Below are 14,866 nucleotides of genomic sequence, written 5' to 3'. Positions count from 1 at the left end.
GCGCGGGCGCCCGCCCCCGGGGCCCGGGGGGGGGGGGGCCCCCCCCGCCCCCCCCCCCCCCCGCGTCTCAGTCGACCTTCATCTGCTCGTCCCCGGCCCCTTCCCGTCGCCCTCCACGGAGGTGGTCTCTCCTCTCCGGGTCCCGCTGCCGGTCTGTCAGGGCGAGGGCGGCACGACCGGGCGCCCGGCCGCTTCGGCCGCTTCGGCCAAGCGCTTGTCATAGGTGACGAACCCGGTCAGTGCTGGCCCGAGCTCCAGCGCGCAGGACACGCGCAGGGCATCGAGCGACCGCAGGCGCGCGCCCGGCGCGAGGTCACCGGCCGTGTCGAAGACCTCGGCGGGCATACGCAGGTGCGCGGCCCGGGACAGCCACGCCGTCGCCCGTTCGAGGGTCTCCCTCCTCGCACCGACGGCGTGCAGCGCACGTCGCAGTTCGGTCCGTGTCAGGTAGCTGGTGATCTGGCGTGCCTCCGCGTTCTCGTTCAGCCAGCCTTCCAGGGCCTCCGACTCGACTTCCTCCTTGAAGAGCTTGAGTGCCGCGCAGGTGTCCAGGTAGACGAACCTCACCGTTCTCCGTCCTCCTCACGCAGCTCGGCCAGGGCGTCCGTGGCAAGGCGGGTACCGGGCGGAGACTCCTCGCGGGGAAGGTCCGCGGCTTCGGCTGCCCGCGGCAGCGACTCCAGGTCGCGGAGGTCGATCACGCCCCGGTCCACCGCGCGTGTCAGCGCCTCCTCCGCCGGGTCGGGGGGGAGGACCCTTCCCACGACCTCGCCGTGTCTGGTCACCGTGAAGGACTCCCCTCTGCGTGCGCGGTCGAACACGTCCGCCGCGCGGCGCTGGAGTTCGCGGATCGTGATCTGGTGGTCCTTCACCTCAGTGTCCATACCACTCAGCGCATGCCACCTCGACCTCCTTGTCCGGCACTGATCAGCATTGCCTGCCATTCTTTCGGAGCGGCAGTCATGACGGGCGCGGTCGGCGGCGCGACCGGAGGGGCCGGGGCGGGTGAGGGGCCGGGCGGTCCTGGGGTAGGACTGGTGGAGGGAGGTGGTGCGGTATGCGACGAGGCAGGTTGAGGGGACCGCTCGGCAGTCCCGAGCGCCCCGCGAGCGCACTGGGGTTCCGACTGGTCCTGGCCGTGTTCGGCGCCCTGGTGATGCTGGTCGGCCTGGTCCTGGCCCTGGCCTGGGACGCCGACGCGTGGCTGGTCGTCCTGCTGGTCGCGGGGTTCGTCGGCACCTGCGTGAACGTGTACTGGGTGGACCGGCGCCTGAGGTACGAGCGGCCGCGCTCCTGACGGCCGGCCCGGGGCGCGCGGCGCCGCCGTGCGGGGCTGCGGGCCGGGAACCGTCTCGGTGACGGCGGACCGCCGGGGCGGGGCCTCCCCCGTCCCGGCGGCGGATCGTGCGGCCGGCAGCCCGCGGTCAGCGGTCCGCGCGACCCTCCGGGAGCCAGGGCTCCCACACGTCGCGGTTCCCGTCCACCCAGATCTCGGCGGCGTCGGTGGGGTCGAGCCCCTCCTCGGCGATCATCCGGGCGACCTCGTTCTGCTGCTCGTTGGTCCATGTCCAGTTGTCGAGGAACTGGTACGAGGGCTCGTCCGCCTCCACGAACCCGGTCCGGAAGATCTTGTTCATGTCGTAGACCGGGTAGTCGCAGGGCACCCACTCCAGGTCCTCGTCGCACCCGGGCTCCCACGCGGGGAAGTCGACGCGGACCAGTTCCAGCTCCTCCTGGAGCCACTGCGGATCGTAGAAGTAGAAGAGCACGGGCTCCTCCTCGGCGTAGCGCCGCCGGACCTCGGTGATCTGCGAGGCCTCCGACCCCGCGAAGACGATCTCCAGGTCCAGGTCGAAGGCGTTGATCATCCCCTGGTCCTGGGTGACGAACCCGGGGGCCCCGCCCAGGAACTCCCCCCGGTCCCCGGTCTCGGCGGTCCGGAAGAGGTCCGTGTGCTCCTTCAGCCCGTCGACGGTGGCGATCTCCGGGTACTCGTCCACCACGTAGCCGGGGACGTACCAGCCGATGCCGCCGACGTTGCCGTTGGGGCCGCCGTCGACCACGGTGCCGTTGCCCTCGGGCCCGTAGAGGTCCATGAGGTCCTCGTGGCCCCAGTTCTCGACGATCACGTCCAGCACGCCCTGGTCCAGGGCCTGCCACGACGGCTGCTCGTCCGTCCGGACCAGCTGGACGTCGTAGCCCATCTCCTCCCGGAGGATGTACGCCAGCACCTCGGCGCTGGCCTCGTAGCCCACCCAGCCGTTGAGGGCCATGCGGACGACGCCCGGGTCCCGGGCGATCTGGTCGGTGCGCACCGCGCACGCACCCACCGCGGCCAGGGCCAGGCCGACCGCGATCCCCCTCACCAGGAGGGAGGCGCGGCGGGGCGCGGGCGTGCCCGGCCCCCGCCGCGCGGACCGGGGCGCGGTGCGGGCCCCCGTCCCGAACAGCGCGCGGACACGGTCGGGGAACGGGCCCCGGGGGTCCTGTCTAGGCACGGGGTGCCCTCCTTCCCTGCGTCAGGCGGTCCAGGAACAGGCCCAGGCAGACGATCGCCAGCCCGGACGCCAGGCCGAGGCCGAGCTGGTTCTGCGCCAGGCCGAACACCACGTCGAAGCCGAGCGAGCCGGCCCCGACGAGGGCGCCCATGACCACCATGGACAGCACCAGGATGATCCCCTGGTTGACGGCGAGCAGCATCGAGCCGCGCGCCATGGGCAGCTCCACCTTCGTGAGGAGCTGCCACTTGGTGGACCCCTGGGAGCGGGCCGCCTCCAGGGTCGGGGCGGGTACTCCCCGGATGCCGTCGTCGACCAGGCGGATCACCGGCGGCAGGGCGAAGACGACCGCCGCCACCAGGGCCGGGACGCGGCCGATCGAGAACAGCGCCACCGCCGGGATCAGGTAGACGAACGGCGGCAGGGTCTGCATGGCGTCGAGGACCGGCTTGAGGATCGCGGCGAGCACGTCGTTGCGGGACATCAGCACGCCGATCACCACGCCGAGCGCGATGGTCAGGGCGGACGCCACCAGCACCTGCGAGAGCGTGTCCATGGCGTTGTCCCACACGCCCAGCAGGCCCGCCACCACGAACGCCAGTCCGGACACGACGCCCGCCCCGACGCCGGAGAAGATCCACGCCAGGGCCGCCGCGGCGAACGTCACCAGCCACCAGGGCGACCCCGTCAGGAGCGCGCCCAGCGGGCCCAGGACCCAGTCGAGGGTCCATGTCCCCAGCGCGGCCGTGGTCGGACCGATCGCCGCCTGGACGGCCTCGTAGGCTGCGTTGACCGGGGCCGCGATGTCGACCGCGGCCTCGCGCGGCCACCCGCGCACGCCCATGAGCCGCGCGACGGCGACCACGGCGACCGTCAGCGCGAGCCCGCCGCCGAGGAGCGGCAGCCGGAGCCGCTCGGGGACGTCCGGGGTGCGCGCGCCGTGGCCGACCGCGCCCGTCACACGGTCCAGGGCGATGGCGAGCATGACGATCGCCAGGCCCGCCTGGAACGCCTGGCCGACGTTCACCTTGGAGAGCGCCTGGTAGATCGCGTCGCCCAGCCCGCCGGCGCCGATGACCGACGCGATGACGACCATGGACACGGCGAGCATGATGGTCTGGTTGACGCCGAGCAGGATGGTGCGCCTGGCCAGGGGCAGCTGCACCTTGGTGAGGACCTGCCACGGCGTGGACCCCAGCGACGTGGCCGCCTCGACCGCGCCCCCGGGCACCTCGCGGATCGCCAGCGCCGTGATCCGGACCACGGGCGGGAACGCGTACACGGCGGTCACCACGGCCGCGGCCGGGTTGCCGATGCCGAACAGCAGCACGAACGGCAGCAGGTACGCGAACGCGGGCATGATCTGCATGAAGTCCAGCACCGGGCGCACGCCCCGGTGGAACCGGTCGCTGCGGCCCGCGAGGATGCCGAACGGGATGCCGAACAGCAGGGCGATGAACACCGACGCGATGATCAGCGCCAGGGTGGTCATCGACTCGTTCCACAGCCCGGTCAGCGCGAACACCCCGAAGGCGGCGAGCACCAGGAGCGCCACGCGCCACCCGGCGACCCGCCAGGCGGTGAGCACCCCGAGGACGGTCACGCCCGGCCAGGTGAGGAAGTCGAGGAACTGGTCGATCAGCACGACGGCCGACCCCAGTCCCACGGACACGTAGTTGAAGAAGTACAGGAACAGCGGGCTGTCGTTGCGGTTGACGACGATCCACCCGTACACGCCGTCGAGCCACGCCATGAAGGCGTCCCCGACGGCGGTCGGGAAGGGGCCCGCCCACGCGGGGCCGCCCAGCGCGCGGGTCGCCCAGTACCCGGCCACGAGGACGGCGACGACCGCGGCGGCCTGCGCCCACGTGTTCCGCAGGAGGGAGGGGCCTCCTCCCCCGGCGCCGCCCGGGGCGGCCTTCCCGGCGCCGGCGGCGGGGCGGGTCACAGCGGCCATGTCACCCACCGCTCCCGGCCGTGGCGGACCCGCCGGGCCCACCGTCGTCGCCGAGGTCCGCGACGTGGCTCGCCGACGCCGGGTCGGTGGCCCCGTCGGACAGCTCCTCCGACGTCTCCCCCTCGATGGCGGCGGCCGCCGCGGCGTTCTCCAGCTGGTCCTCCGCGATGGCGCGCAGCACGTCGTCCCGGCCCACGTAGCCCAGGAGGGCGCCGCCCTCCACGACCCGGACCGGCGCGGTGCTCGCGGCGAGCATCGGCAGGACCTCCGCCAGGACCGTGCCGGGTTCGGTGGTCGGTCCGTCCGTGCGCTCCCCCGGGAAGGGCTCGCGCACCAGCCACCGGGCGGTCAGCACGGTGGTGCGGGCGACGTCGGAGGTGAAGTCGGCGACGTAGGCGTTGGCGGGGCGCCCCACCACCTCCTCCGGGGTGCCGACCTGGACGAGCTCGCCGTCGCGCATGATGGCGATGCGGTCGCCCAGCTTGAGCGCCTCCTGGAGGTCGTGGGTGATGAACACGGAGGTCTTGTGCAGCTCCCGCTGGAGCCGCACGACCTCGTTCTGCATGTCCCGGCGGATCAGCGGGTCCAGCGCGCTGAAGGGCTCGTCGAACAGCAGGACCTGCGGGTCGACCGCGAGCGCGCGGGCCAGGCCGACCCGCTGCTGCATACCGCCGGAGAGTTCGCCGGGCCGGGAGTTCTCGTAGCCTCCCAGGCCGACCATGTCGATCATCTCGCGGGCCCGCGCGTAGCGGTCGGGGCGCGGCATGCCCCGCACCTCCAGGCCGTAGGCCACGTTGTCGATGATCCTGCGGTTGGGCAGCAGCCCGAAGTGCTGGAAGACCATCGCCATCCTGTGGCGGCGCAGCTCGCGCAGCCTCTGCGGCCCCGCCTCCCCGATGTCCTCGCCGTCGAGGAGCACCTGCCCGGAGGTGGGCTCGATCAGCCGGGTCAGGCACCGGATCAGCGTGGACTTGCCGGAGCCGGACAGGCCCATGACCACGAAGGTCTCCCCGGTCCGCACGTCGAAGGAGACGTCGCGCACCGCCACGGTGCAGCCGGTCTCGTCCTTGATGCGGTCGCGGTCCGCGTGCTCCAGGTCCGTGCCGATGACGCTGTCGGCGTTCCTGCCGAAGATCTTCCACAGGTGGCGCACCGAGAAGGTGGTGTCGGAGGTGCCCTCCTGCGGGACGGCCTCCCCCTCCGCGCGCGTGCTCATCGGCCCTCCCCTCCCCCGGCCCGCCCGTCCTGCCGGATCAGGTCGGCGGCCCGCTCCCCGAGCGCCAGGACCATGACCATGGGGTTGGGGGTGGGGAGGGTCGGGAACACCGAGGCGTCGGCGACGCGCAGTCCGCGCAGCCCCCGGACGCGCAGGCGCGGGTCGACCACGGCGGTGTCGTCGGAGACCGCTCCCATGCGGCACGTTCCCGCGGGGTGGTAGACGGTGTGGGCCGCGCGGCGGCCGTACTCGGACAGCTCCTCGTCGGTCGTGACCGCGGGGCCGGGGGCGACCTCGCGTCTGATCCAGGAGCGGAACGGCTCCGCTGCGGCCACCTCGCGGGCGATCCTCAGGCCGTCCACGATGGTCTTCTCGTCGTACCCCTCGGGGTCGGTGAAGTACCGGAAGTCCAGGGCGGGCGGGACCGAGGGATCGGCGCTGGTGAGGGAGAGCTTGCCGCGCGAGCGGGAGCGGGGGATGTTCGGCGTCATGCACACCGCCCAGCCGTCGGGCGGCGACTCGTAGCCCAGCCGCTTCGTGTTGTCGTCGAAGGGGATCTGGTAGATGTGGAACATCAGGTCCGGACGCGGGTCGCTGTCGTCGCGCCGCACGAACAGGGCCGCGTCCGAGTGCATCACCGTGTTCTGCGGGACCGGCCGGTCGGTCTCCCACATGATGATCGACTCGGGGTGGTCGAGGAGGTTCTCGCCCACGCCCGGCAGGTCGTGGACGGGTTCGACCCCCACGGCGCGCAGCTCCTCGGCGTTGCCGATCCCGGAGAGCATGAGCAGGCGGGGGGTGTCGACCGCCCCGGCGCACAGGACGACCTCGCGGCGGGCGTTCACGGTGAGGCGCGTGCCGTCCGCGGCGGTGGCGCGGACCCCGGTGGCGCGGTCGCCGTCGAGGAGCAGCCGGTCGACCCAGGTCTCCAGCATGACGGTGAGGTTCTCCCGCACGTCCATAATCGGGTGCAGGTAGGCCACCGACGCCGACGAGCGGTGGCCGGTATAGGGGTCGTAGGCGATGGACAGGAACCCCGCGCCCTCGGCGAAGCCGCCGCCGTGGGAGGTGAGCGCGTTGAAGTCCTCGACGACCGGGACGTCCGCGGCCTCGGCGGCCGAGGCGACCCAGTCCCGGACCATGGCGTTGCGGTCCTTCTCGGCGATCGGGACGATGTTGCACCTGATGCGGTCGGCGTAGGACTGCACGGTGGCGTTGTCCCAGCCCTCGGCGCCCGCCGCGACCCAGTCGTCCAGGTCCTCGGCGAAGGGCCGGAAGCTGATGAGCGTGTTGTGCGAGGAGCACCCGCCGAGCACGCGGGCCCGGGAGTGCAGGATGTCGGAGTTGCCGCGCGGCTGCTCGACGGTCGTGTACCGCATGTCGAGGTCGCCGCCGAGGACGCTCAGCCAGTCGCGGAGCCGGAGCACGTGCTCCAGGTCGCGGTCGTCGGGACCGCCCTCGATGAGGCACACGGTGGTGCCGGGATCCTCGGTGAGGCGGTTGGCGATCACCGAGCCCGCTGTGCCTCCGCCGACGATCACGTAGTCGTAGGTGGTCTCTGTGGCCACGGTCCGATTCCTCTCGTTGTCTCTGGCCCGGGGGATGCCGGGGAAACCGACCTGTGCGGGTTCTGCTGTCGTACGGATGCGGGGCGGGGACGCTCCGCGGTCGTGGGGGCGGGGCCCGCCGGCGCGGAGGACGGAACGGCGCCGGCGGGCGTCGGACGCCCGGAGGGGCGGGGCAGGGGCCTCAGCCGAACCAGCGCTGCGGTTCGGGCGCCAGGTTGCGGTAGATGTGCTTGGCCTCGCGGTACTCGTCCAGGCCGGCCGGCCCCAGCTCCCGGCCGACGCCGCTGCGGCCGAAACCGCCCCACTCCGCCCCGGGGAAGTAGGGGCCGTAGTCGTTGATCCAGACGGTGCCGTGGCGCAGGGCCGCGGCGACGCGCTCGCCGCGGGCGGTGTCACCGGTCCACACGCCCCCGGAGAGCCCGTAGTCGGTGTCGTTGCCGAGCTCGACCGCCTGGGCCTCCGTCTCGAACCGCTCCACGGTGACGACCGGGCCGAACACCTCGTTCTGGACGATGTCCATGGACCGGTCGCAGTCCACGAACACGGTGGGCCGGTAGAAGTAGCCGTCGGCGAGCCCGGGGTCCTCGGGCCGCCTGCCCCCGGCGATGATGCGGGCGCCCTCCTCGACACCGCGCGCGACGGCGGCCTCGACCTTGGCGCGGTGCTCGGCCGACACCAGCGGTCCGCAGCGCACCCCCTCGTCCTGCCCCCGGCCGATGCGGATGGCCTCGGCCCGGCGGGCGAGCTCGGTGGTGAAGGCGTCGTGGATCGCGTTGTGCACGATGAGCCGCGCGCCGGCGGAGCACACCTGCCCGGAGTGGAAGAACGCGGCGCTGAGCGCGTAGTCCACGGCGGTGTCGAGGTCGACGTCCGGGAAGACGATGTTGGGGTTCTTGCCGCCCAGTTCCAGGGCGATCTTCTTGACGGTCCGGGAGGCCGCCGCCATGATGCGCCTGCCGGTGGCCAGACCGCCGGTGAAGGAGACCAGGTCCACGTCGGGGTGCTCGGAGAGCGGTGCGCCCGCGTCGGGGCCGCTCCCCGTGACCAGGTTGACCACACCCGCGGGGATGCCCGCCTCGGTCGTGAGCTCGACCAGCTTGGCGGTGGTGACGGGGGTGATCTCGCTGGGCTTGACCACCATGGTGTTGCCCGCGGCGATGGCGGGGGCCATCTTCCAGGCGAGCTGGAGCAGCGGGTAGTTCCAGGGGGTGATCATGCCGCAGACGCCGACGGGCTCGTGGACGACCTTGCTGTGCACCCCCTCGGGCGCGGAGACGATGCGGCCCGCGTCCTTGTCCGCGAGTCCGGCGTAGTAGCGGAAGACGTCGGTGACGTCGTCGACGTCGATCCCGCCCTCCTCGATGGTCTTGCCGGTGTCGAGCGACTCCATGACCGCGATCTCCGCGCGGTCGCGCTGGAGGAGGTCGGCGATGCGGTCGAGGACGCGCCCCCGCTCCCCGGCCGTGGTGCGGCGCCACTCCCCCGTGTCGAAGGCGCGCCGCGCGGCGGCGATGGCGTCCTCGGCGTCGGCGCGGCCCGCCTCGCTGACGATGGTCAGGACGGAGGCGTCCGCCGGGTCCAGGATCTCCCGGACACGGCCGTTCCGCGCCGCGCGCCACTCGCCGTCGATGTACAGGCTGGTGGCCGTCGCGGAGCCCGGTTCGGACAGGTACGGCACGGACGGCAAGGTTACGTAGGGTTCGTTCACGGGTCCGGTTTGCCCAAGATGCGTACTCACAAACTGCCTCGTCTCTAAGACGCACACGTCACAGCGCCCTCACAACCCCGACTGGGCTGGAGGAACTCCCCGGCCTTCGGGGACAGCCGTCGGCACGCCTCGCGCCGCACACAGGCAAGTAACTACGCCGCGTGACGACAGCCCCCGCGACGAACACCCGCACCTGGGGAATACCGGCCACAGTCTTTGACGTACATTGAGGTGTACCTAAGTGGGTTCGTCCGCACTTCGGCGCTCTCACGACACGGCCCGCACCGGAGCCGCGCCCGACCGCGCAACCCGTGAGGAAGCATGCTGCTCGAACAGGAACGCCGCGACGTCTGCCTGACCGCCCGCGCCCTCGCGGACGGTCCCGGCACCGCCCCCGGGGAGGCGGGAACCGTCAGCGTCCGCAGCGGCGACCTCGTCGTGGTCACCCCCCACGGAGTCCCCCTCGACCGGATCCAGCCCGCCGACTGCCCGGTGATGTCGCTCGACGACCGGGTCCTGGAGGGGCGCCGCGACCCCGCGGCCGAGGCCACCCTGCACATCGCCGTCCACCGCCGCGCCGCCGAGGGCGGGCGCGACGTGACGGCCGTCGTGAACGCGTTCACCGCCGACACCGTCGCCGTGTCCTCCGTGCTCGCCGAACTGCCGCCGATCCACCACCGCGCCGCCGCCCTGGGCGGGGCGATCACCGTGACCCCCTACACGACCTACGGCAGCGGCGAGATCGGCGACCTCGCGGCCAAGGCCCTCAAGGGCCGCGACGCCGCCCTCCTGGCCGACCACGGCGGGCTCGCCCTGGGCCGCGACCTGGCGCACGCCCTGGAGAACCTCCGCCTCCTCGACTGGCTGTGCGCCTCCTACGTCAGGGCCCGCCGGATCGGTGAGCCCCGCGTGCTCTCCGAGGACGAGCTGGCCCAGGTGCGCCGGCGCGACGCCTACGGGTGGGCCGGCCCCGACGTCTGGTAGCCGCCGCGCCCCTCGGAGTTCCGTGTCGCCGCCGCCCCGGGGCCGGGGTCCCGCGGGCGACGGACCGGATGCGCGCACCGGCCGTCGGAACGGAGCCGTTCGCCGCCCCGGCGGGGCCGCGCCGTGACCGGGCCCACGCGAACCCGGCGCGGATACCCGGTGACATGCCGCCCGGAAACGCCACAATGGTGGGGACGACCAACCCCGGCCGGTGGGAGGCTCCATGCGCTGCAGCTACATCAGGCTCCTCGTCAACGACTACGAGGCCTGTTTCCACTTCTACTCCGAGGTCCTCAGGCTCCCCGTCCTCCGAGGGGACGAGACGAGCCGCTACGCCGAGTTCGACGTGGAGTCGGGGACCCGGCTCGCCATCAACCAGCGTGAGGTGATGGCCGAGGCCCTGGAGACCGACACCGCCGACCCCGCACTCCCCCACCAGGACCGGATCGCGGTGATCTTCGAGGTGGACGACGTCGACGTGACCGCCGCCAAGCTGGTCGCGGACGGCGCCCGCCAGGCGATGGAGCCTCGGGACTGGACGGCCTGGGGCGTCCGCGCGGCGCACTTCCGCGACCCCGACGGCTACCTGCTGGAGATCAACCAGCCGCTCCTGCCCGACCTGGCGCTCTGACCCCGGGCGCCCTGAGCCGGGCGCCGGTCCTCCGGGGACGACGGCCGCCGGAACCGGCGTGCGGCGCCGGACCGGGAGCCCCGGGGCTCCCGGTCCGCCCCTCAGCGGACGATGTGCTCCAGCAGCAGCTCGTTGACCCGGTCCGCGCGCTCCACCCCCAGGAGGTGCGCGGCTCCGGGGACCACCTCGAACCGGGCGTCGGGGAGCCCGTCGGCGAGCCTGCGCCCGTGGCCGGGGGGCAGCAGCGGGTCGTGGGCGGCCGACACGACCAGGGTGGGCACCCGCACGTCGGCGGCCAGGTGGCGCTGGTCCAGCTTCGCGACCGCGTCGCACACCGAGGCGTACCCGCCCGGGTCGAGCCGGGCGAAGTCCTCGGTGAACCTGGCCACGACCTCGGGACGGTCCTCGGCCATGTCGGGGGTGAACCACGGCCGCACGACGTCGGCGGCCACCGACTCCAGGCCGACCTCCCGTACCCGTGAGGCGATCCGGTCCCACCTGTGCACGGCGGGCGTGCGCGGGGCCGCGGCGAGGAGCGCCAGGCGGTCCAGGCTCCGGGGCGAGTTCGCCGCGATCCACACCAGCAGTGCGGACCCCAGCCCCGCGCCGACGGCCGACACCCGTGAGAAGCCCCGGTCCTCGAGGACGCCGAGCAGGTCCAGGGCGAGGTCCGCCACCGTGCAGGGCCCCGCGGGGGCCGGTGAGGAGCCGTGGCCCCGGTGGTTGACCCGCAGGACCTGGAGGTCGCGGGTGAGCTCCGGCATCTGCGGCTCCCAGACCGACATCGTCGTGCCGAAGGGCGGCACGAGCAGGACGACGGGCGCGTGCCTGGGGCCGTCGATTCGGTACTGGAGCGGGATCAGGGCCATGGAACCTCCGGGTCGCCAGAACGCCAGGTTATCCGTTGTCCTCTCGGGGGTTCCAGGAAAGCCCCCTGCCTACCGCGCCAAGTGGAGGACAGTACTTGACCTCCACGGTTCCTAGGGTGGTGACCACGAGCTTCGGTGCGACGGAAAGCGGTGGTCATGATGGCGACGACGACGGAGAAGGTCCTGGACGCAGAGCGCGCGTCCCTCCTGCGCGCCCTGGGGGAGCAGCGCGACTTCCTGCGCTTCACCCTCCGGGGGCTGGACGACGAGCAGGCGGCGCGGCGCACCACGGTGAGCGAGCTGACCCTCGGGGGCCTGCTCAAGCACGTGGTGTCGACGGAGCGCAGCTGGGCCGACTTCATCCGGAACGGCCCCGCGCCGACGGAGGTGGACTACGACGACCCGTCCACCTGGCAGGAGCACGCGGACAGCTTCCGGCTGCTGGACGGTGAGACCCTCGCCGGCGTCCTGGAGGACTACGAGCTGGCGGCCGGGGAGACGGAGCGGCTGGTGGCCGAACTGCCCGACCTGGAGGTCTCGCACCCGCTCCCGAGCGCGCCGTGGTTCCCCGAAGGGGGGTCCTGGACGGCCCGCGACGTGCTGCTGCACATCCTCCGCGAGACCGCGCAGCACTGCGGCCACGCCGACATCGTCCGCGAGGGCCTGGACGGCCAGAAGACCATGGGCTGACCCCGGTCCCGGACCGGCCGCGGACACGCGACGGGGCGGGCCCACCGACCGGTGGGCCCGCCCCAGAAGAAAGGTGGCGAGGGTCGCTCCCGCATCCCGTGCAACCAGCGGAACGGGAAGTATCCAGGCACCACCAGGCGCAGGTAGGGACGGATAGGCCGTCTCTCTGGGGACATCCAGAAGCATCCGGGAACACCCTGATACTCGGCTGGCAGTATCACGGCGAGTATCAGCGGCGGGGCGTCCGAAGCACTCCCGACACAGGCGCACCCGTCGCCAATCTGTACAGTTTTCTATACAGTTGAGGTATGGCAATTCTTGAGCACACCCAGGAGATCAGCGTCACCGATGCGGCCAGACGTGGCGTCGCGGGCATCGTCCACGACGCGGAACAGGGCACCGAGGTCATCGTGACCCGCCGACGCGAGCCGGTCGCGGCCGTGGTCGCGTTCGCCCGGCTCGCGGAACTGGAGCAGGCGGAAGCGGATCTGAGGGATCTCGCCCTGGTCATGGCCCGGCAACTCACGGACAGTGGACGACGTACCTCCATGGACGAAGTACTGGCCGCCTTCGGGCACAGTCGTGCCTCACTCGAAGAACTCCCCGAGGACTGATGGCCGAGATCACCTTTACCGACGCCGCCCTCGACGATCTGCGGCGACTCGGTCCGGACGCCGTGCCCCAGGTCCTCAAGAAGGTCCTTCTCCTGGAGGGGAACCCGGAGGCCGGATACCCCCTGGGCGGAGAACTCACGGGGTTTCGCAAACTGGTCGTCGGACGCAACACCTGGCGTGTCGTGCACCGCGTCACCGACGAGAAACGAGTGGAGATCTGCGAGGTCTGGGCCGTCGGAGCAAGGGCGGACGCCCAGGTCTACGCCGAAGCCTCCCGAAGAGTCCGGGCAGCCTCGAAGGACACCCCCGCCGCCCAGAAGCTCGCGGCCGTCATCGAGCACCTCGGCAAACCAGCGGAGAGGCTGGCACAGGGATCGCCCCCCACGAGAGAACCCGTCCCGGACTGGCTGGCCGAACGTCTGATCCACACCGTCGGCATGCCCCCTGAGGATGTGGCCGCCCTCGACCTGGAACAGGCCGTGGACCTCTGGGCCGACTTCCGATCACGACCGCTCTGACCCCGCACTCCGCCCCCGGTGCCCCAAGCGCGTATCAGCGACGCGGAACTCCCCTGCGACGAAACCGGGGGCGCCCTCACTGATCTGTGAGAACACCCCCGGAAGAAGGTGGCGAGGGTCGCTCCCGCATCCCCCCTCAAAGTACGGAAGCAACCCTCGCCTGGGAAGCGGCCGGCGACTCCTCCCCCCGGGAGTCGCGGCCTGTAAGGTCTGCCGCGGATCGACCCTGTCGTTCCGCGTTGATGACGACACTACCCACCCCAACCTCGAAGAACAACCCTCAGTCACGAGAAACTACTTAAAGTGATCGTCATTGCTGGGCAGGCCGCAGCCCAAGGGCTTCGGGGCATCGTCAACCAGGGGTCATGACGGCCCGCCCGGAGGCCGCGCATAGCCTGGACCGGTGAGATCTCCGCTCCTCAGCCCCCGCTGGCTCGGCATCCACCTGGTCGCCCTGCTGGTCGTCCTGGTGTGCGCCACCGGCACCTCGTGGCAGTTCGTCCGCGCCTTCGAGCCCGACCGGGAGGTGATCACCAACCCGGTCGAGGACCTGGCCTCCGCCCGCCCCGTCGAGGACCTGCTGGAACCCGGCGCGTACATGCACCCCGACTCCTTCGCGAACCAGGCGGTCGAGGCCACGGGCCGCTACGACACCGCCGAGCAGCTCCTGGTGCCCCGGGTCGTGGACGGGGTCCTGGGGCACGACGTCATCCTGCCGCTGGTCACCGCGGACGGCAGCGCCGTCACCGTCAACCGGGGCTGGGCCGAGGAGGGGCAGGACGTCCCCGAGGCCCCCGGCGGCGAGGTCACCGTCACGGGCTGGCTGCTGCCGCCCGTCGGGGCCGAGGGGGTCGTCCCCGTCGAGGTGTCCGAGGGACAGGTCGAGCGCATCGCGGCGTCCGTCCTGGTCCAGGAGTGGGACCACCCCCTCTACGAGGGCTACGTCACCCTGCCCGGGCAGGACCCGGCCACGGACTCCCTCGTCCCGGTGCCGCCGCCCGAGCCGCCCACCGAGGTCGAGGTCAACTGGCGCAGTCTCAGCTACACGGTGCAGTGGGCGATGTTCGGCGTCTCCGCGGTGGTCTTCTGGATCATCCTCATGCGCCGTGAACTGGCGGAGGCCCGCTCCCGGCGGGAGCGGGCCTCCGACGGGGAGGAGCAGGAAGGTCAGCCCGCGGTCGCGGGCTCCTGAGCCCGCTCGCCCGCGGCAGCCTCCTTGGCCTGCTCGGACCTGACGATCCGGTGCTCGACGACGAACCCGACCACGGGGACGGTGCCGGCCAGGGCCACGCCGAGGGTGCGGGCGGCGCTCCAGCGCCGGTCCAGCGCGACCCACAGCACCGCGAAGACGTACACCATGTAGATGTAGCCGTGCGGCATGGCGATGAAGAGCATCAGCGGCGACTCGGGGCCGAACCAGTGCTCCAGCCCCTGCGGCGCCGGCATCAGGGAGAAACGGGCCGTCTCACCGACCAGGTACTTGGCGGGCATGGCCACGAAGGTCAGCCCGATCAGGAAAACGCCGGTCACGTACGCGAGCACCCTGTACAGCCCGAACGACACACGCCTCTTGTCCACCGCTACCTCACACGCTTCGTCAGACTTCCGCCCCG

Annotated in this window: 16 protein-coding genes; 7 read left to right on the top strand and 9 right to left on the bottom strand. The window is 72.3% G+C overall.

Going from position 1 to position 14,866, the window contains the following annotated elements; genetic code table 11:
* Positions 1-156: 156 nt before the first annotated feature.
* A complete protein-coding gene (locus tag ABZ234_RS20585) occupies positions 157-567 on the bottom strand; it encodes a type II toxin-antitoxin system VapC family toxin (protein WP_355013135.1) in 411 nt (136 codons plus the stop codon).
* Positions 564-884 carry a type II toxin-antitoxin system prevent-host-death family antitoxin gene (locus ABZ234_RS20580; RefSeq protein WP_355013134.1) on the bottom strand — a complete coding sequence of 107 codons (321 nt, stop codon included), beginning with the start codon at positions 882-884 and terminating at the stop codon, positions 564-566. The genes ABZ234_RS20585 and ABZ234_RS20580 overlap by 4 nt, the downstream gene beginning before the upstream one ends.
* Positions 885-1,057: 173 nt before the next feature.
* Here ABZ234_RS20580 and ABZ234_RS20575 point away from each other — a divergent pair, with 173 nt between their 5' ends.
* Positions 1,058-1,297 (top strand): hypothetical protein, encoded by a 240-nt coding sequence (locus ABZ234_RS20575; protein WP_267947596.1) that lies wholly within the window; start codon positions 1,058-1,060, stop codon positions 1,295-1,297.
* A 127-nt stretch (positions 1,298-1,424) separates the two neighbouring features.
* Here ABZ234_RS20575 and ABZ234_RS20570 read toward each other — a convergent pair whose 3' ends face one another.
* The 5 genes from ABZ234_RS20570 to ABZ234_RS20550 form a co-directional block, all read right to left on the bottom strand.
* Complete coding sequence (locus tag ABZ234_RS20570; protein WP_355013137.1) at positions 1,425-2,366, bottom strand: glycine betaine ABC transporter substrate-binding protein; 942 nt, start codon at positions 2,364-2,366, stop codon at positions 1,425-1,427.
* Positions 2,367-2,490: 124 nt separating this feature from the next.
* On the bottom strand, positions 2,491-4,455 hold the full coding sequence (locus ABZ234_RS20565) for an ABC transporter permease subunit (RefSeq protein WP_355013133.1): 1,965 nt from the start codon (positions 4,453-4,455) through the stop codon (positions 2,491-2,493).
* 1 nt (position 4,456) lies between these two features.
* Entirely contained in the window at positions 4,457-5,671 is a 1,215-nt protein-coding gene (locus tag ABZ234_RS20560; protein ID WP_355013132.1) for a glycine betaine/L-proline ABC transporter ATP-binding protein, read from the bottom strand.
* Entirely contained in the window at positions 5,668-7,239 is a 1,572-nt protein-coding gene (locus ABZ234_RS20555; RefSeq protein WP_355013131.1) for a GMC oxidoreductase, read from the bottom strand. The genes ABZ234_RS20560 and ABZ234_RS20555 overlap by 4 nt, the downstream gene beginning before the upstream one ends.
* Positions 7,240-7,420: 181 nt before the next feature.
* Positions 7,421-8,947 (bottom strand): aldehyde dehydrogenase family protein, encoded by a 1,527-nt coding sequence (locus tag ABZ234_RS20550; RefSeq protein WP_355013130.1) that lies wholly within the window; start codon positions 8,945-8,947, stop codon positions 7,421-7,423.
* A gap of 321 nt (positions 8,948-9,268) precedes the next feature.
* On the opposite strand from ABZ234_RS20550, the gene ABZ234_RS20545 reads away from it, so the two are divergent.
* Both ABZ234_RS20545 and ABZ234_RS20540 read left to right on the top strand, forming a co-directional pair.
* Positions 9,269-9,931, top strand: a complete 663-nt coding sequence (locus tag ABZ234_RS20545) for a class II aldolase/adducin family protein (protein ID WP_355013129.1) — start codon at positions 9,269-9,271, stop codon at positions 9,929-9,931.
* A gap of 223 nt (positions 9,932-10,154) precedes the next feature.
* Positions 10,155-10,562 carry a VOC family protein gene (locus ABZ234_RS20540; RefSeq protein ID WP_267947590.1) on the top strand — a complete coding sequence of 136 codons (408 nt, stop codon included), beginning with the start codon at positions 10,155-10,157 and terminating at the stop codon, positions 10,560-10,562.
* 101 nt (positions 10,563-10,663) lie between these two features.
* Here ABZ234_RS20540 and ABZ234_RS20535 read toward each other — a convergent pair whose 3' ends face one another.
* On the bottom strand, positions 10,664-11,431 hold the full coding sequence (locus ABZ234_RS20535; protein ID WP_344181164.1) for an alpha/beta fold hydrolase: 768 nt from the start codon (positions 11,429-11,431) through the stop codon (positions 10,664-10,666).
* Positions 11,432-11,587: 156 nt separating this feature from the next.
* Between ABZ234_RS20535 and ABZ234_RS20530 the strand changes: the two genes are divergently transcribed.
* The 4 genes from ABZ234_RS20530 (at position 11,588) to ABZ234_RS20515 (ending at position 14,445) form a co-directional block, all read left to right on the top strand.
* Complete coding sequence (locus tag ABZ234_RS20530) at positions 11,588-12,121, top strand: DinB family protein (RefSeq protein ID WP_344181166.1); 534 nt, start codon at positions 11,588-11,590, stop codon at positions 12,119-12,121.
* A 308-nt stretch (positions 12,122-12,429) separates the two neighbouring features.
* Positions 12,430-12,735 carry a prevent-host-death family protein gene (locus tag ABZ234_RS20525; protein ID WP_355013128.1) on the top strand — a complete coding sequence of 102 codons (306 nt, stop codon included), beginning with the start codon at positions 12,430-12,432 and terminating at the stop codon, positions 12,733-12,735.
* Positions 12,735-13,253 carry a type II toxin-antitoxin system RelE/ParE family toxin gene (locus ABZ234_RS20520; RefSeq protein WP_355013127.1) on the top strand — a complete coding sequence of 173 codons (519 nt, stop codon included), beginning with the start codon at positions 12,735-12,737 and terminating at the stop codon, positions 13,251-13,253. The genes ABZ234_RS20525 and ABZ234_RS20520 overlap by 1 nt, the downstream gene beginning before the upstream one ends.
* A 403-nt stretch (positions 13,254-13,656) precedes the next feature.
* A complete protein-coding gene (locus ABZ234_RS20515) occupies positions 13,657-14,445 on the top strand; it encodes an SURF1 family protein (protein ID WP_344181170.1) in 789 nt (262 codons plus the stop codon).
* Here ABZ234_RS20515 and ABZ234_RS20510 read toward each other — a convergent pair.
* Positions 14,421-14,831, bottom strand: coding sequence for a DUF3817 domain-containing protein (locus ABZ234_RS20510; protein WP_267947584.1), 411 nt, complete (start codon positions 14,829-14,831; stop codon positions 14,421-14,423). The two genes, ABZ234_RS20515 and ABZ234_RS20510, sit on opposite strands and share 25 nt — an antisense overlap.
* Positions 14,832-14,866: the final 35 nt, after the last annotated feature.

It is taken from the genome of Nocardiopsis sp. NPDC006198 (assembly GCF_040613895.1).
Taxonomy (GTDB): domain Bacteria; phylum Actinomycetota; class Actinomycetes; order Streptosporangiales; family Streptosporangiaceae; genus Nocardiopsis; species Nocardiopsis tropica.
This window is presented reverse-complemented; position numbering and strand designations above follow the sequence as displayed.

Bases quoted from the DNA above. Each gene is read 5' to 3' on its own strand.
- ABZ234_RS20580 (WP_355013134.1), bottom strand. From the start codon at position 884: ATGGACACTGAGGTGAAGGACCACCAGATCACGATCCGCGAACTCCAG.
- ABZ234_RS20575 (WP_267947596.1), top strand. From the start codon at position 1,058: ATGCGACGAGGCAGGTTGAGGGGACCGCTCGGCAGTCCCGAGCGCCCC.
- ABZ234_RS20565 (WP_355013133.1), bottom strand. From the start codon at position 4,455: ATGGCCGCTGTGACCCGCCCCGCCGCCGGCGCCGGGAAGGCCGCCCCG.
- ABZ234_RS20560 (WP_355013132.1), bottom strand. From the start codon at position 5,671: ATGAGCACGCGCGCGGAGGGGGAGGCCGTCCCGCAGGAGGGCACCTCC.
- ABZ234_RS20545 (WP_355013129.1), top strand. From the start codon at position 9,269: ATGCTGCTCGAACAGGAACGCCGCGACGTCTGCCTGACCGCCCGCGCC.
- ABZ234_RS20540 (WP_267947590.1), top strand. From the start codon at position 10,155: ATGCGCTGCAGCTACATCAGGCTCCTCGTCAACGACTACGAGGCCTGT.
- ABZ234_RS20535 (WP_344181164.1), bottom strand. From the start codon at position 11,431: ATGGCCCTGATCCCGCTCCAGTACCGAATCGACGGCCCCAGGCACGCG.
- ABZ234_RS20530 (WP_344181166.1), top strand. From the start codon at position 11,588: ATGATGGCGACGACGACGGAGAAGGTCCTGGACGCAGAGCGCGCGTCC.
- ABZ234_RS20525 (WP_355013128.1), top strand. From the start codon at position 12,430: ATGGCAATTCTTGAGCACACCCAGGAGATCAGCGTCACCGATGCGGCC.
- ABZ234_RS20520 (WP_355013127.1), top strand. From the start codon at position 12,735: ATGGCCGAGATCACCTTTACCGACGCCGCCCTCGACGATCTGCGGCGA.